Genomic DNA, 16,212 nt, shown 5'->3' with positions numbered 1-16,212 from the left:
CGCAGCCGAGGCTGCCTAACTTACTTTTGCAGGCTGACCGACGCCGCTTTCGGCGCGCGGCGTCCCATCAGGAACAGCACGGCCTTCTTCAGCATGCGGTAGACGAAGCGCACCATCAGCAGGGTCAGCACGCATTCGATCAGGGTCAATATCATGGCCACGACCACGGGCATGCGCGCGGCGCGGCGGTGGAACTTGGCCACGGCGCCATCGCGGGCGATTTCGATGCTGTCATAGAAGGTCGGCACGACCAGCAGGGTCAGAATCGTCGAGGTGATGGTGCCGCCGATGATGGCGATCGCCAATGGACGGTAGAACTCGCCACCCTCGCCCAGGCCCAGCGCCACGGGGAACATGCCGGCGATCAGCGCGAACGTCGTCATCAGGATGGGGCGCAGACGCATGCGGCCCGCATACATGAGCGCATCTTCGCGGCCATGGCCTTCTTCCTCGCGCTTGCGCGCCGCGTCGAGCAGCAGGATGGCGTTCTTGGCGACCAGGCCCATCAGCATGATGATGCCGATAAAGCTCATCAGGTTGAGGGTGTTGTTCGTGATCACCAGCGCCACCACCACGCCGATCAGACTGAGCGGCAAGGACATCATCACGGCCACCGGCGCCGTGAAGGAACCGAACTGCATCACCAGGATCAAATACATCAGGCCGATACCCATCACCAGCGCGATCAGCATTTCCGTGAACAGCTCCTGCTGGTCCTGGCCGGCGCCGCCCAGCGCCAGGCCGTAGCCGGGCGGGAAGTCGATGGAGTTGGCCAGCTTCATGGCGTCGCTCGTCACTTCGCCATTCGAACGGCCCTGCGCATTGGCCGACACGGTGATCGTGCGCTTGCCATTCTTGTGCTCGATGCCGGACGGGCCCTTGCCCATGGTAATGGTGGCGATCTGGTCGAGCGGCACCATTTGCGAGGTGCCCGTCACGCTGATCGGCAGGCGCTCGATGTTTTCCGATGCCACGCGGTCGTCGGGATGCAGGCGCACGGCCACGTCGCGCGTTTCGCCCGTCGGATCGACCCAGTCGCCCACTTCCACGCCGGCAAAGGCCACGCGCAACGATTGCGCCGCATCATTGACGGAAATGCCCATCGAGTTGGCCAGACCGCGGTTGAGCTCGATCTGCAGCTCGTTCTTCGGGTCTTGCTCCGACAAGCCCACGTCGACGGCGCCGGGAATGGCGCGCAGCTTGTCCATGTAGGCGTTGGTAATTTCCATGAGTTTACGCGAATCGGGACCGGTGAATTCCACCTGGATCGGCTTTTGCGAACCGTTGCTCAAGTCATCCTGCACCACGTATTCGGCGCCCACCAGGCGCGACATCTTCTCGCGCAGCTCGACGGCGATTTCCTTGGCCGAACGCTTGCGCGTGTTGCGCTTGCCGATGTCGACATACACGCGGCCGCCGCCCGCATTGATGGAGCTGTTGGTATCCTTGGTTTCAGGCAAGGTGCGCGCCAGCACGGCCGCCGCTTCCAGTTTCAGACGCGAATACTCGATGCTGCTCGACGATGGCGTGCGCACATTGATCATCAGATTGCCCGAATCGGATGCCGGCAAGAAACTCGTGCCGCCGTGCGTGATGTGCAGGGCGATGGCGCCCGCCAGGCTGATGACGGCGATGAAGGCCATCCAACGGCGGTGGTGCAGGGCCCACGCGATCACGCGGCCATAGCGGTCGGCCTGATGGTCGAACCAGTGGTTGAATTTATCGAGCACACGGCCGATGCCTTTTTTCGGCGCCGAGTGTTCCTCGACCGGGTCGCCCCAGTAGGCCGACAGCATCGGGTCGAGCGTAAACGAAATGCCCAGGCTGACCAGCACCGAGCACGTCACCGTCAGGGCGAACGGACGGAACCATTCGCCCGAGATCCCCGGCATGAAGGCCACGGGAATGAAGACGGCGATGATCGAGAAGGTCGTGGCGGCCACGGCCATGCCGATCTCGGCCGTGCCTTCCAGCGCGGCCGTGCGACGGTCCTTGCCCATCTGCATGTGGCGCACGATGTTTTCACGCACGACGATGGCGTCATCGATCAGCACGCCGATGGCCAGCGACAGGCCCAGCAGGGTCATGAAGTTCAGGGTAAAGCCGCACAGCCACACGGCGATGAAGGCGGCAATCACGGACGTGGGCAGGCTCAGCGCCGTGATCAGGGTCGAACGCCACGAGTTCAGGAAGGCGTAGACGACGAAAATCGTCAGCACGGCGCCCAGCACCAGCGATTCGATCACATTGTTCAAGCTATGCTGGGCGTTTTCGCCGCCATCGCGCGTCACTTGCAGGATCGTGCCTTTTGGCAAGGTCTTGTTGATGTCCGCCACCATGTCGCGGATCTTGTTGGCCACGCTGACGGTGGACGCGTCGCGCACGCGGGTGATCGAAATGCCCACGTTGGGCTTGCCGCTGCGCATGCTCAGGCTGTTGACTTCGGCAAAGCCGTCCTCGATGGTGGCCACTTGGGCCAGGCGCACGATTTCCTCGCCGCGGCGCTTGATCACCACTTTCTCGAAGTCGCTTGGCGACTCGATGCGGCCCACGAGGCGGATGCTTTTCTCGTCCAGGGTGCCGCGCACCTTGCCGACGGGGGCATTCGTGTTCTGGTTGCGCAGGGCGGTGACGACGTCGCTGACGGACACATTGTATTCACGCAGTTTCTCCGCCCGCAGCAGCACGGACAGTTCGCGCTTGAGCGAGCCGCCCACGTTGACCAGCGCCACGCCATCGACGGTGCGGAAGCGGTCCGACAGCACGTCTTCGGCCAGGCGCGAAATTTCCGCATGGCTTTGCGAGTTCGACGACAGCGCCAGCTGCATGATCGGCTCGGCAGCCGGGTCGATGCGCTGCAGGATGGGCTCGCGCATTTCCGTCGGCAACTTGTAGCGCACGGCGGCAATCGCATTGCGGATATTGTCGGACGCTTCGATCAAATTCGTATTGAAGGAAAACTTCAGGAAGATGCTGGCCGCACCTTCATTTGAATCGCTGTTGACTTCGGTCACGCCGGAAATGCTTTGCAGCGACTTTTCCAGGCGGTTCACCACTTCGCGCTCGACCGTGTCGGGCGATGCGCCAGGGTAAGGAATGCTGACGACGATGAACGGCACTTCGACGTCCGGATTCTGGTTGACGCGCAGTTTCTTGAGCGCCAGCAAGCCGACGCACATCATCGCCAGGATCAGGACGATGGTGGCGGTGGGCCGCTTGATACTGAAATCGGAAAGGAACATGGCTTAGTTTCCTTTACCGGCAACGGCGGCGCTGCTGCTGGCCATGGCGGCGGCGGGCACGGCCTTGGCTGCCGTCAATTCCACTTTCTGCCCATCCTTGAAGGTCGAACCGGGCGTGCGCAGCACGGTGTCGCCGCTGGCCAGGCCGCTTTGCACTTCCCACTGGCCCGTGCGCACGTCGCGCGCGCCGATGCGCAAGTTAGTTTTATGCAAGGCCTTGTCCTTGACTTTCCACGTGTACGTGACGTCGCCCGCCTTCACCAGAGCCGAATCGGGGATCATCAGCGCGCTGACGGTTTCCGTCTCGATACGGCCTTCCGCGTACAGGCCGGCCACGCGTGGCTGTTGCTTGTCATTGAAATCGACGAGCACGGCCACCTGGCGCGTGACGGCGTTGGCGGCAGGATCGACGCGGCGCACCTTGCCCGCGAAATCCTGGCCGGGATAGCCATTGATGCGGAACAGCACGGGCTGGCCCACCTTGACGACGCCGATCTTGTCGGCCGATACCAGGCCCTCGAGGCGCATGCTGGTTGGATCGATGACCTTGATCAATTCCTTGCCGATTTGCGCCGTATCGCCATTCGATACCTTGCGCTCGCTCACGATGCCGTCGAACGGCGCGCGCACGAGCGTGCGCTGCAGCTGCTGGCGCGCCTGGGCGGCGCGGCTCTTCGCGGCGGACAAATCGCTTTGCGCATTGTTGCGGCGGATTTCCGCGTCTTCCAGCGCCTGCGTCGAGGTCATGCCCGAGGCGCGCAGGGTTTTCATGCGCTGGAACATGCGTTCGGACTGCTCCAGCACCTGGCTCGAGGCGCGGCTGGCTTCCTCGGCCGAATTGAGGCTGTCGCGGATGGCCGTTTCGTCCAGGCGCACCAGCACGTCGCCCCGTTTGACGATTTCGCCGTTTTCCTTCATCACCTGGATCACCACGGCCGACACTTCGGCGCGCAAGTCCGCGTTGCGCTCGGGCTGCACGGAACCGGTGATGACGGGGCCCGATGCCAGCGCATTGCTCTGGATGGTCAGCAAGTCTTCCGGGGACACCAGCAGATTGACGCTAGCGCCCGCCTGTTCCTTGCCATCCTTGCCGCCCTTGCCGGGATCTTTGGACTCTTTGCCACAGGCGGCCAAGGCAGAAGCAATTGCCAGAACAAACAGGGTTTTGCGCAACATGGGTAATTCTCCGGATAGATAGCGCCACGGCCGTCCCGGCGGCCCGGATAGGGCTGCAGGCGATGGCAGGCATATATTTTTATTAAAACCACAAGCGCCAAAGTATCCATGAGCGCATCCGGGCATGTCAATCGGCCGTTTCCTGTAATGCTTTAATCAGTGGATGAAACGTAGTTTTTGCGCCCTGAAACGCAAAACCCCGCCTTGAAGCGGGGTTTTGACTAGAGGAAACGAGTGCTTAGCGGGCAAACACGTAATTGATCAGGAAACCGATGGCCACGCCCGTGCACAGGCCGCCGGCGATTTCCACCAGGGTATGGCCCATGCGCTCGCGCAAGGTCTTGTGCGCGGGGCTGGCCGCTTCCCCCGCCAGGCGGTTGATGGCGGCCGCCTGCTTGCCCACGTGCTGGCGCAGGCTGTTGGCGTCGATGATGACGATGAAGGCCAGGGTCACGGCCACGCCGAAGGCGGGATGGCCTATGCCTTCGCGCAAGGCGATCAGGGTGGCCATGCTGGACACGACGGCGCTATGGTTGCTGGGAAAGCCGCCATTGCCGACCAGGCCGAACGCCCATTGCCGCGTGCGGACACTGTTGATCAGGAATTTGATCGGTCCGACCAGGATCCAGGTGATCAGGGGCGTGACGAGGTAAGCGATATCCACGGGGTATTCCTTCTTCTATATATGTCGAGAGTGTGCAAGAGACTGCGGCAGCCGGATGGGCGCGCCGCAATTATCGCAGATCGTCCGCGCCAGCAGAACTGTCTGTCGCCGGTCTATAAAACGCCGCCCCGGGCGGCAACTAATATAAAATCATGGCATATACAACAATTGACGTATATCAACACTGAGCGCGGCGCGCACAGCGGCGCGGATAATCAAACGTCTTTCACTTGCAACGGGGTACTCATGCGGCATTTCAGAATTTCCTTTTTAGTCACTTTTATCCTGATGGCGGTGTCGGGCTGGTGGGGTTACAGCCATGGCGGCATGCCCGGCCTGATCAATGCGCTGTGGATCACGGGCGTGCTGGGCGTCATGGAAGTGTCGCTGTCGTTCGACAATGCCGTGGTGAATGCCTCCGTCTTGCGCCACTGGAATGAATTCTGGCAAAAACTGTTCCTCACGGTCGGTATCCTCGTGGCCGTTTTCGGCATGCGGCTGCTGTTCCCGCTCGTCATCGTTTCCGTCGCTACGGGCCTGGGCCTGGTCGACGTGTGGACCATGGCGACCACGACGCCGGACGTGTATGCCAAGCACCTGACGGACAACCATGCGCAAGTGGCAGCCTTCGGCGGCGCCTTCTTGCTGCTGGTGTTCCTGAACTTCCTGTTCGACGACGAGAAGGAATTGCACTGGCTGGGCTGGGCCGAGGAAAAAGTCAACGCGCTGGGCACGGAAAGCCTGGCCGTCCTGATCACCATGGGCGCCGTGGCCGCCTGCGTGGCCATGGGTCCTGCGGAAGCCAAATACAGCGTGCTCGCCTCGGGCATCGTCGGCATCGCCGTCTACATCGGCGTGAACTGGATCAGCGGCTTGCTGGAAGAAGGCGAGCCGGACTTGCAGGATGACGCAGAAGAAGGCGCCGCGCCAGCCAAGAACGGCAATGGCGACCTGGTAAAGACGGTGGCGCGCGGCAGTATCGGCGGCTTCCTGTACCTGGAAGTGCTGGACGCCTCGTTCAGCTTTGACGGCGTGATCGGCGCGTTCGCCATCACCAACGACGTCGTCATCATCATGCTGGGCCTGGCCATCGGCGCCATGTTCGTGCGCTCGATGACGGTGTATCTGGTGCACAAGGGCACCCTGGACGAATTCGTCTACCTCGAGCACGGCGCCCATTATGCGATCGGCATCCTCGCCCTGATCATGCTGGCATCCGTCAAGTACCATATTCCGGAGTGGTTCACGGGCCTGTCGGGCGTGGCCTTCATCCTGGTCTCGCTGTGGTCGTCCCTGCGCTATCGCAAACGGCACGCGGCACAAGCTTGAAATCGGGGGTTCCGCCCCCAATTGAGAGAATAATGGCACGAGCGCCTGGCGCTCATCCCATGAAGGCATGTTTGAGTTATTTACTGAAAAGGAGCACCACATGGCAATCAGTTTGCAAAAAGGCGGCAACGTCAACCTGAGCAAGGAAGCACCGAACCTGAAGAAGATCATCGTCGGCCTCGGCTGGGATCCTCGTTCGACGGATGGCGCCACCTTCGACCTTGACGGCAGTGCTTTCCTCCTGAAAAACGACGGTAAAGTCCGTGGCGACTCTGACTTTATCTTCTACAACAACCTGAAGTCGACCGACGGTTCCGTCGTGCACACGGGCGACAACACGACCGGTGAAGGCGAAGGCGACGATGAGCGCATCGAAATCGACCTGACCCGCGTACCTGCCGACATCGACCGCATCAGCATCACCGTCACCATTCACGACGCCGACGCGCGCCGCCAGAACTTCGGCATGGTGTCGAAAGCCTTCATCCGCTGCCTGAACGCGGAAGGCGAAAAAGAAATCGCCCGCTACGACCTGTCCGAAGACAGCTCGACGGAAACGGCGATGATCTTTGGCGAAATCTACCGCTACAACGGCGAATGGAAGTTCAAGGCCATCGGCCAGGGCTTCAACGGCGGCCTCGGTCCCCTCGCCCGCTCGTTCGGCGTCAACGCTTAAATTTACGCTCGTTAAACCTACTGCGCCGCTCACTTTCGGGCCTGCGTTGCTCGCTGTACCTCCGTACAGCTGCGCGACTTAACCCGAAATCGAGCTTGCTCGCTACGGTTTTCCGAGGTGAATTATCTTAATGTCATATCATTACTGCCGCCTGCACAGATCAGGCGGCTTTTTTTTGGAGATTTATCATGCCAGTATTTAGTGTCACGGGCGACGTCGATCCCTTCCTGCACGTCAGCATGAAGCAGGGCGAAACCATCTATTGCGAATCCGATGCGATGGTGATGATGGAAACGGCGCTCGATTTGAAGGGCAAGATGACGGGTGGCCTGGGCAGCGCCATCATGCGCCGCTTCGCCAACGGCGAATCGTTCTTCCAGCAGCACATCGAAGCGGTGCGCGGCAGCGGCGACTGCCTGCTCTCGCCCACCCTGCCGGGCGCCATCGAAGTGGTCGACGTGGGCGCGCGCCAGTACCTGCTCAACGACGGCGCCTTTGTTGCCGCCACCTCGGGCACGGAAATGAAAGTGCGCACGCAAAGCATCGGCAACGCCTTGTTCGCCCAGTCGGGCGGCTTCTTCGTCATGGAGACGGCCGGCACGGGACAAGTGGTGGTGTCGGGCTTCGGCTCCATGTTCCAGCTCGACGTCGAGCCGGGCAAGGACGTCGTGATCGACAATTCCCACGTCGTGTGCTGGGACAACAGCCTGAAGTACGAGATTTCCGTGACCACGGGCGGCGGTGCCAGCGGCGGCGGCATCGGCGGCTTCCTCGGCAATATCGTCAACAGCGTGACCAGCGGTGAAGGCATCGTGCTGCGCTTTTCCGGCTCGGGCAAGGTGTTCATCTGCTCGCGCAACCGCGACGCCTTCCTCAAGTGGACAGCGAGCGGCAAGGCCGGCTGATTCCCAAACGCCCGCCAAAACCGTCGCGAGCGGATGGGGACGTGGCCGAGAAGCGCAACTGTGCGGAGGCACAGTGAGCATCGCAGGCCGCGTCCACGACGCGCAGCAGGTTTGGGCTGGCGTTTTTCTAAGGCCATGTTAAGTTTTTCTAGCTACACTGCCCGCGCGCGCACCTGCGCGCGGCTTCTCCTATTTCCACCCGGTCCCCGTACATGCAAAGAGTCTGGTTCAACAAAACATTTTCCTCGGTCGGCACGGCCATGCGCCTGATCCGCGAAGCCGATATGGCCGCGACCAACGGCGCGCCCCGCTATCACATCGTGTGCAGCAATACGAACGCGCATGCGGCCGCCTTTTTGTCGGCCCACGAATACGCGGTCGAACCGTCGGGCCTGACGGGCCACAACTATGTCGAGTGGTGCCTGGAATTTTGCCGCGACCGGGGCATCACGATTTTCTGGCCCGGCAAGGAAGCGGGCCTGATCGGCAGCGCCAGCGCGCGCTTCGCCGCCATCGGCACGCGCGTGCTCAGCGTGGCCAGCGAAGACACCCTGACCCTGATGCATGACAAGGCGCGCTTCTGCGAGGGCCTCGACCTGCCCATGGCGCGCCCGGCCGACTACCGCGCCGTCACCACCATCGCGCAATACGACGCCGCCTACGCCGAACTGCGCCCGCTGCATCGCAAGCTGTGCATCAAGCCGTCCGAATCCGTGTATGCCCTGGGCTTTGCCATACTCGATGAAGAACGCACCAGCGCCCAGCTGCTGCTGGCCGGCGCCGCCTACCAGATCAATGCGCAGGAGCTGCGCGCGGGCTTGGCGCAGATGGGTACATTTAAAACCCTGTTGCTGATGGAATACCTCGACGGCCACGAATACAGCGCCGACTGCGTCGCCGACCAGGGCAAGCTCATTTGCGCCGTGCCGCGCAAGAAGCTGCATGGGGGCGGCAGCGGCCAGCTGATCGAACTGCGCGACGACCTGCTGGCGGCCTGCGACAAACTGGCGCGCGACTACCGGCTCAATGGCGTGTTCAACATCCAGTTCCGCGAAGGGGCGAACGGCCTGGCGCTGCTGGAGATCAATCCGCGCATGTCGGGCGGCATTGGCATGGCGTGCGCGGCCGGCCCCAACCTGCCCTACCTGGCGCTGGCCGGCTTCGACCAGGGCTTCGACAAGCTCGCCGTGCCCGCCATCCGCGATGGCATGCGCGTGGGTGAAACCGCCTACGCCGTGGAGCTGCCATGAACCTCGTCAAGCAGCAGATGCCCACGGGCGAACTGACCTTGAAGGTGGACGAGGCGCGCTTTCCGCTGGACTGGCTGATCGGCTTTGCCGCGCGCGCCAACGCCAAACGCGGCTTTTTGTTCCTCTCGAAGGTGCTGGGCAAGCACTGGCCCGTCACGCCGCGCGCCATGCAAGCCATCCACGACGACCTGGCCGCGCAGATTCCCCCCAGCCTGCCCGGCCCAGTCGTCTTCATCGCCATGGCGGAAACGGCCGTCGGCCTGGGCCAGGGCGTGTTCGAGGCCTGGCTGCGCGCCAACCCGAATGGAAAAGCGCTGTTTTTGCACAGCTCGCGCTACCGCGTCGGCACGGTGCCCTTCTTCGAATTCGAGGAATCGCACAGCCACGCGCCGCGCCAGTTCCTGCACCTGTCGGATGCGGCCAGCGCCCTGTTTTCCACCGCGCGCAGCCTGGTGCTGATCGACGATGAAGCGTCGACCGGCAACACCTTCGCCAACCTGGTGCAAGTGTGCCGCGCGCGCTATCCGCAACTGGAAAAGCTGCACCTGGGCGTGATCACCAACTTCATGGGCCAGGCCGCCAACGCGGGCTTGAGTGAGCGTTTCGGCCTGCCCACGACCATCGGCGCGGCGCTGTCCGGCCACTACGCCTTCCAGGCCGGCGCCGCGCCCGCTCCCGTGGCGGCCAGCGCGCAGCGCTTCGAGGCGAACGAAGAACGGGGTGCCAGCCCCGCGTTCGGGCGCATCGGCGTGGGACGCGCCTTGAATCCGCCGCAAGGCCTGGCCGTGCAGCTGGCGCAGGAAATCGGCGCCGGCGATTCCGTGCTGGTGCTGGGCACGGGCGAATTCATGCACCCGTCGTTTTTGCTGGCGCGCGAATTGGAAAGCCTGGGCAAGAACGTCGTGGTGCAGTCGACCACGCGCTCGCCCATTTTGTCGTGGGGCTCCGTCGGCCATATCGTCCACTGCGACGACAATTACGGCGAAGGCATCGCCAATTACCTGTACAACGTGGCGCCGGGCCAGTACCAGCACGTGTTCATCTGCCATGAAACCCCGGCCAGCCCCGCCCTCATGCAACTCGCCGGCCAGTTGAACGGCCGCCTGTTCCACTTTCAGTCAGAGACCAAAATTGAAGAAATTCCTGTTTGTTGATCTGGACGACACACTGTTCCAGACCCCGAAAAAATGCCCTGGCGAGACCGATTTGCAAGCGGCCGCCTATCTGAAAAATGGCGACGCCTGCTCGTTTACGACGGCGCGCCAGCGCGCCTTCTTTGAATTCGCGCAAAGCGGCATGACATTGATACCCGCCACGGCGAGAAATGGCGACGCGTTCCGCCGCGTCGACCTGCCGTTTACCAGCTACAGCGTGCTCGATTACGGCGGCATCGTGCTGCAGCCGGGCGGCGCGCTCGACGCTGGCTGGCTGTCCCTGATGCAGGACGACATGCAGACGGCCTTGCCAGGCCTGCGGGACGCCATGCGCATCATCGACGATTTCCAGGCCAGGACGGGCATGCCTTCGCGCGCGCGCCTGATCGAAGACTACAACACGCCGTTCTACATCGTCGTCAAGGACCATGAAGCGCGCGGCGAGCGCCTGGCCGACATCGAAGAGCAGGTGCTGCAGCAGTGGATCGCAACCGAAGGTTCGGACTACTTCATCCACCGCAACGGCAACAACCTGGCCGTGCTGCCCAAGAGCCTGAACAAGGCACGCGCCGTGGCCTACCTGCGCGCGGAACTCGAAGCCGAACATGGCCCCATCGTCAGCTTCGGCATGGGCGACAGCCGTTCGGACGCCCGCTTCATGGCCGCCTGCGACTACGCCATCATCCCCAACGGCACCCAGCTGGCGGCCCTCACGGTGGCGGCGCTATGACCGACAGCACGCTGCATTTCAGCGGCAGCTACCGCCAGGAAGACGTGGAGTTTCTGTTGACGCCGATGGCGCTCGAACCCATCCTCGACCTGGCCGAAAAAGAGCGCTTGATCCAGTCGGGCCAGCGCCATTACAGCGAGATGCTGTCGCCGGAATCCCTGCCTTCGCCCGCCTACCTGGCCCTGTTCCAGAACGCGTTCGCGGCCAACCGCCTGCAGATGGCACGCGACTGCCTGCGCCTGGCCGCCCTGATCGCGGCGCGCCGCACGGGGCCCATCACGCTCGTGTCGCTGGCGCGCGCCGGCACGCCCGTGGGCGTCATCCTCGGGCACTTGCTGCGCCAGGTCTTCCAGCGCGAGTGCAGCCATTATTCCGTCTCCATCATCCGCGACCGCGGCATCGACGCGAACGCCCTGCAGCACATCCTGGCGCAGGGCCATGCGGCCGACTCCCTCGTCTTCGTCGACGGCTGGACGGGCAAGGGCGTGATTTCGCGCGAACTGCGCCAGACGGTCAATGACTTCAATGCGACGCATGGCACGGCGATCGACGGCGGCCTGTTCGTGCTGTCCGACCTGGCCGGCACGGCCGCCTGCGCCGCCTCGTCGGGCGACTACCTGATCCCGTCGAGCATCTTGAATGCCACCGTCTCGGGCCTGGTGAGCCGCTCCGTATTGAATGATGCCATCGGCCCGGACGACTTCCATGGCTGCGTGTACTACGCGCAGTTCGAGCAGCACGACCAGTCGCGCGCTTTCGCCGACGGCCTGGTGGCCGACGCCATGGCGATTGCCGCCAGCAGCGGTATCCCGCTGGCCGAAGCGAGCGATGCGCCAGCCATGGCGGCCCGCTCGCAAGCCTACATGGCCGCCGCGCAGCAGCAATACGGCATCAGCGACATCAACCTGATCAAGCCAGGCATCGGCGAAGCGACGCGCGTGCTGCTGCGCCGCGTGCCCGAGCGCCTGATCGTGCGCGACACGAATGCGCCGGACGTGGCACATTTGCTGCTTCTGGCGCAGGAAAAAGCCATACCCGTCATAGTAGAACCGGCGCTGCCTTACCAGGCGGTCGCCCTTATCAGGAGCGCAGTCGATGGATAACAACTCCCTACACCCGCAAAGCGAACATAAAGCGGCGCTGGGCGCCTCCATGTATGTGCCGACCACGCACAAGGACTTGCTGGCGATCGCCAATGGCGACAAATTCAGCCATTTGCGTTCGGTCATCCTGTGCACCGAAGACGCCATCGCGGAACGCGACCTCAGTTACGCGCTGTTCAACCTGTCGCTGGCGCTGCAAAACATGGCCGACGAATCGGACACCTTGCGCTTCGTGCGCGTGCGTAATCTCGAGGTGCTGGCGCGCGTGCTGGCCATGCCGGGCGCCGACAAATTGAGCGGCTTCGTGCTGCCGAAATCCACGCGCCACAATTTCGCCACGTATTTCGACCTCGTGCGCCACACGCATCATTTGCTGATGCCGACCTTGGAAACGGCGGAAGTGTTCGACGACGAGGAAATGAAGCAGTTCCGCATCCTCCTGTCGGCGCCGGAAGTGCGGCGCCGCATCCTGGCCCTGCGCATCGGCGGCAACGATTTATTGGCCCTGCTGGGCCTGCGCCGCCCCACCAGCGGCACCATCTATCAAACGCCGCTGGGCCAGGTCATCGGCCGCCTGGTGACGATCTTCAAGCCGCACGGCTTCCAGCTGACGGCGCCCGTCTTCGAGCACCTGTCGCAGGGCAGCTGGCTCGATGCCGAAGTGGCGCAGGACATGGCGCACGGCATGATCGCCAAGACGGCCATCCATCCGGACCAGGTGCCGCAGATCGAGCGCCACTACCAGGTGGCGCAGTCGGACATCGAACTGGCGCTGCGCATCATCGACCCGGACAGCCCGGCCGTGTTCCGCATGCAGGAATCGATGTGCGAAGTGGCCACGCACAGCAGCTGGGCGCTGCGCATCATCGAGCAGGCGCGCCTGTTCGGCATCCGCCATGCGGCCGACAACGCCGCCGCGCACGTGCCGACTATCTCATTGACTCAACTCTCAAGCGACGAAGGGATTGCACGACCATGACCAATTTCACACGCGGACAAAAAGGCAAACTGGCTGACCTGGGCTTGAACGGCCCGTTTGCCGTCACGCTCGATATCGTTTCGGGCTCGATGGAAGTGGACGTCAGCTGCTTCGGCGTCGATGCGGCCGGCAAGCTGTCGGACGACCGCTACATGGTGTTCTACAACCAGAAAAGCGCGCCGGACAACGCCGTCACGGTGGAACTGAACGGCCCGCGCTCCGTGTTCCAGGTCGACCTTTCCCGCCTGCCCGCCGCCATCGACAAGCTGGTATTCACGGCCGCGACGGAACAGGGCAGCATGCGCGCGCTGGGCAACTCCAGCATGGCGCTGGGCCAGGCGGCCACGTTTGCCTTCACGGGCAATGACTTCCAGGACGAAAAAGCCGTCATCATCGGCGAACTGTATCGCCGCGACGGCAGCTGGCGCTTCGGCGCCGTGGGCCAGGGTTTCGCGGGCGGCCTGGCGGCGCTGCTGAAGCACTTCGGCGGCAGCGAGGCAGCGCAATCTTCTCCGTCGCCGGCTCCCGTGCCTGCGCCGGCGCCAGCGGCCCCGCCAGCGGCGAATAAAATCTCGCTCTCAAAAATTCGCCTGGAAAAGCGCGGCGACAAGATTTCGCTCGACAAGCGCGACAGCGGCGGCTATGGCCGCATCCGGGTCAATCTGAACTGGAACCAGAACGCGTCGCAAGGCCAGGCGCCCGCCTCAAAACTGGACACGGGCTTCCTCGGCAAGCTGTTCAACAAGCCGGCCGGCCGTTCGGGCGGCATCGACCTCGATATCGGCTGCCTGTTCGAGATGAGCAATGGCAGCAAGAGCGCCGTGCAGGCGCTGGGCAACAGCTGGGGCGCGTATGACAGGCCACCGTACATCCACCTGGAAGGCGACGACCGCACGGGCAGCGTCAGCAGCGGCGAAAACATCTTCATCAACGGCACCCATTTCGACCAGATCAAGCGCGTGCTCGTGTACGCGTTCATCTACGAAGGCGTGCCGAACTGGGCCGCAACGGATGGCGTCGTGACGATCGAGATTCCCGGCCAGCCGACCGTGGAAGTGCGCCTCGACACAGACAGCCCGCACGCCATGTGCGCCATCGCCATGCTGGAAAACCACGGCGGCAACCTGCAGGTGACAAAATTGGTGGAATACTTCGGCGGCCAAGGTAAAATCACGGCGCACCAGGCCATGGACGAGCGATACAATTTTGGCCTCAACTGGAAAGCCGGACGGAAAGACTAACTCTTTCTCCAACTAAACAATTCACCCCTTAACATGACCCCTACGACCAAAAAAGTCACCTTCGCCTTCGTCATCTTCCTCGTAGCCGGCTTCCTGCTGCTGGCCGCCTACACGTGGATGGCCCTCAGCTTCTCGTACTCGGAAGGCGAACGGGCGGGCTACCTGCAAAAGTTTTCCAAGCGGGGCTGGATTTGCAAGACCTGGGAGGGTGAATTGCTGCTGACGGCGCTGCCGGGCACCATCCCGGAAAAATTCCAGTTCAGCGTGCGCGACGAGGAAGTGGCGAAGCAGCTGTCGGCCGCCGCCGGCAAGCGCATCCTCGTCACCTACAGCCAGCACAAGGGCGTGCCCACGCAATGCTTCGGCGAGACGGAATATTTTGCCGATAAAGTCGTCCTGAGTCAGTAATACAGACAGCAATACCACCGCAAGTCCAGCAACTTCAGCAGCATCGCGCCGGCCAGCCATACTCGCGCCGGCGCCCCTCCCCGCTCTCCAGCCGCATGGCGCGCCTCACACATTCTCTCTTTCTTATACACTCGCAATTAGTCCTGACTGAAACTTTTCATTGCTGTAGTAAAAACACACAATGCTTGCGCTAGCGCAGCACGTCCAGCCAGCCCACCATTAGCGTGTATCACCACTATCGGAAATACCATGCGCATATGCCCCGCCGCCCTGGCCTTGCTGGCCGCCTCGCTCGCCCTGTCCGCCCAGGCACAGGATATCTCCGGCATGGCCGGCGCCCTGAAAGTCAACACGACCAACGAGCGTACCTTTGTCGCGGCCATCAGCTACACCCAGCCGGTGGGCGACTACAATGCCGTCAGCCTGTCGTACATCAATGAAGGCCACCCGCAAGACCATCACCGCGACGGCATGGCGGGCCAGGTCTGGCTGCGCACGAAAAAAGTGGAGCAGGGCCTGATGCTGGGCGCCGGCGCGGGCCGCTACTTTTTCTTCGACACGGCCAAGACCGACGACGGCCTGCACAACTTCGACAATGACCACGGCTGGGGCTCCATCGTCAGCCTGCAGGCGCGCTGGCAGTTCGACAACCGCTGGTATGCGCAAGCGCAGCTCAACCGCATCCGGCCCAGCGGCAAGGACAACACCACGCACCTGCTGATCGGCGCCGGCTACCGCTATGACGGCGTGCCGGGTGCCAAGCTGCACTTGCAGAACTGGGCGCACGACGACACCTTGACCTTATCGACCGGCCACACCATCGTCAACAGCTTGCGCTCGGAGTCCTCGCGCCCGTTCACCTTGGAATACCGGCGCGCGGCAGGAAAATACGTGGACTGGACGGTCACCGCCCTCGACGAAGGCAACACCGACCTGGCGCACCGCCGCGGCATCGCCTCCCAGCTGTGGCTGATCCGCTCGCTCAATGAAAAGGTGGAATTCGGCATGGGCGGCGGGCCCTACGTGGCATGGGACGGCCGAGACACCCAGGGCCACAGCACGCGCCTGACGGGCTTGCTATCGGCCGTGGCCCGCTACCACGTCGACCGCCGCTGGGTGACGCACGTGGCGTGGAACCGGGTCATCACCGATTATCACCGCGATGCGGATGTCATTTTGGTGGGGGTAGGACGCAAGTTCTGATGGAAAAACGTAAAAAATCCTGCTCTTCCGCTAAAGTAACGATACCGAACAAAACCGTAGCGAGCGGCAGTGATTTGTGGCTGAGAAGCGCAACCGTACTTCCAGTACGGTGAGCATCGCCAGCCGCAAAGCGCGCCGCGCAGTAGGTTTGG

General features: G+C 62.8%; 14 protein-coding genes. 11 read left to right on the top strand and 3 right to left on the bottom strand.

The window, feature by feature from the left end; all coding sequences use genetic code 11:
• Window positions 1-20: 20 nt before the first annotated feature.
• From AC1RBA_RS17605 to AC1RBA_RS17595, 3 genes are all read right to left on the bottom strand, one after another.
• Entirely contained in the window at window positions 21-3,242 is a 3,222-nt protein-coding gene (locus tag AC1RBA_RS17605; protein ID WP_070312445.1) for an efflux RND transporter permease subunit, read from the bottom strand.
• Between the two features lie 3 nt (window positions 3,243-3,245).
• Window positions 3,246-4,418, bottom strand: a complete 1,173-nt coding sequence (locus tag AC1RBA_RS17600; RefSeq protein WP_409026908.1) for an efflux RND transporter periplasmic adaptor subunit — start codon at window positions 4,416-4,418, stop codon at window positions 3,246-3,248.
• A gap of 238 nt (window positions 4,419-4,656) precedes the next feature.
• A complete protein-coding gene (locus AC1RBA_RS17595) occupies window positions 4,657-5,082 on the bottom strand; it encodes a divergent PAP2 family protein (RefSeq protein WP_070224702.1) in 426 nt (141 codons plus the stop codon).
• A 246-nt stretch (window positions 5,083-5,328) separates the two neighbouring features.
• On the opposite strand from AC1RBA_RS17595, the gene AC1RBA_RS17590 reads away from it, so the two are divergent.
• The 11 genes from AC1RBA_RS17590 (at window position 5,329) to AC1RBA_RS17540 (ending at window position 16,060) form a co-directional block, all read left to right on the top strand.
• Window positions 5,329-6,411, top strand: a complete 1,083-nt coding sequence (locus AC1RBA_RS17590) for a DUF475 domain-containing protein (protein WP_409026910.1) — start codon at window positions 5,329-5,331, stop codon at window positions 6,409-6,411.
• 100 nt (window positions 6,412-6,511) lie between these two features.
• Entirely contained in the window at window positions 6,512-7,087 is a 576-nt protein-coding gene (locus tag AC1RBA_RS17585) for a TerD family protein (protein ID WP_070290657.1), read from the top strand.
• Window positions 7,088-7,275: 188 nt separating this feature from the next.
• Window positions 7,276-7,992 (top strand): TIGR00266 family protein, encoded by a 717-nt coding sequence (locus AC1RBA_RS17580; protein ID WP_035826041.1) that lies wholly within the window; start codon window positions 7,276-7,278, stop codon window positions 7,990-7,992.
• Window positions 7,993-8,204: 212 nt separating this feature from the next.
• Entirely contained in the window at window positions 8,205-9,242 is a 1,038-nt protein-coding gene (locus tag AC1RBA_RS17575; protein WP_492419339.1) for an ATP-grasp domain-containing protein, read from the top strand.
• Complete coding sequence (locus AC1RBA_RS17570; RefSeq protein WP_492419337.1) at window positions 9,239-10,396, top strand: phosphoribosyltransferase domain-containing protein; 1,158 nt, start codon at window positions 9,239-9,241, stop codon at window positions 10,394-10,396. Before AC1RBA_RS17575 ends, AC1RBA_RS17570 begins: the two co-directional genes overlap by 4 nt.
• Entirely contained in the window at window positions 10,374-11,126 is a 753-nt protein-coding gene (locus AC1RBA_RS17565) for an HAD family hydrolase (protein WP_492419335.1), read from the top strand. The genes AC1RBA_RS17570 and AC1RBA_RS17565 overlap by 23 nt, the downstream gene beginning before the upstream one ends.
• Window positions 11,123-12,229, top strand: coding sequence for a cysteine protease StiP family protein (locus AC1RBA_RS17560; protein WP_492419333.1), 1,107 nt, complete (start codon window positions 11,123-11,125; stop codon window positions 12,227-12,229). The genes AC1RBA_RS17565 and AC1RBA_RS17560 overlap by 4 nt, the downstream gene beginning before the upstream one ends.
• Window positions 12,222-13,208 carry an HpcH/HpaI aldolase/citrate lyase family protein gene (locus AC1RBA_RS17555; protein WP_492419331.1) on the top strand — a complete coding sequence of 329 codons (987 nt, stop codon included), beginning with the start codon at window positions 12,222-12,224 and terminating at the stop codon, window positions 13,206-13,208. Before AC1RBA_RS17560 ends, AC1RBA_RS17555 begins: the two co-directional genes overlap by 8 nt.
• A complete protein-coding gene (locus AC1RBA_RS17550; RefSeq protein ID WP_230505834.1) occupies window positions 13,205-14,449 on the top strand; it encodes a TerD family protein in 1,245 nt (414 codons plus the stop codon). Before AC1RBA_RS17555 ends, AC1RBA_RS17550 begins: the two co-directional genes overlap by 4 nt.
• Before the next feature lie 33 nt (window positions 14,450-14,482).
• Window positions 14,483-14,857 carry a DUF8785 domain-containing protein gene (locus tag AC1RBA_RS17545; RefSeq protein ID WP_096234439.1) on the top strand — a complete coding sequence of 125 codons (375 nt, stop codon included), beginning with the start codon at window positions 14,483-14,485 and terminating at the stop codon, window positions 14,855-14,857.
• A gap of 249 nt (window positions 14,858-15,106) precedes the next feature.
• Entirely contained in the window at window positions 15,107-16,060 is a 954-nt protein-coding gene (locus AC1RBA_RS17540) for a hypothetical protein (RefSeq protein ID WP_492419329.1), read from the top strand.
• Window positions 16,061-16,212: the final 152 nt, after the last annotated feature.

Source organism: Janthinobacterium sp. GW823-FHT03B06, assembly GCF_058796955.1.
Note: the sequence above shows the minus strand (reverse complement) of the source record. Positions and strands in the feature narration are given on the sequence as shown.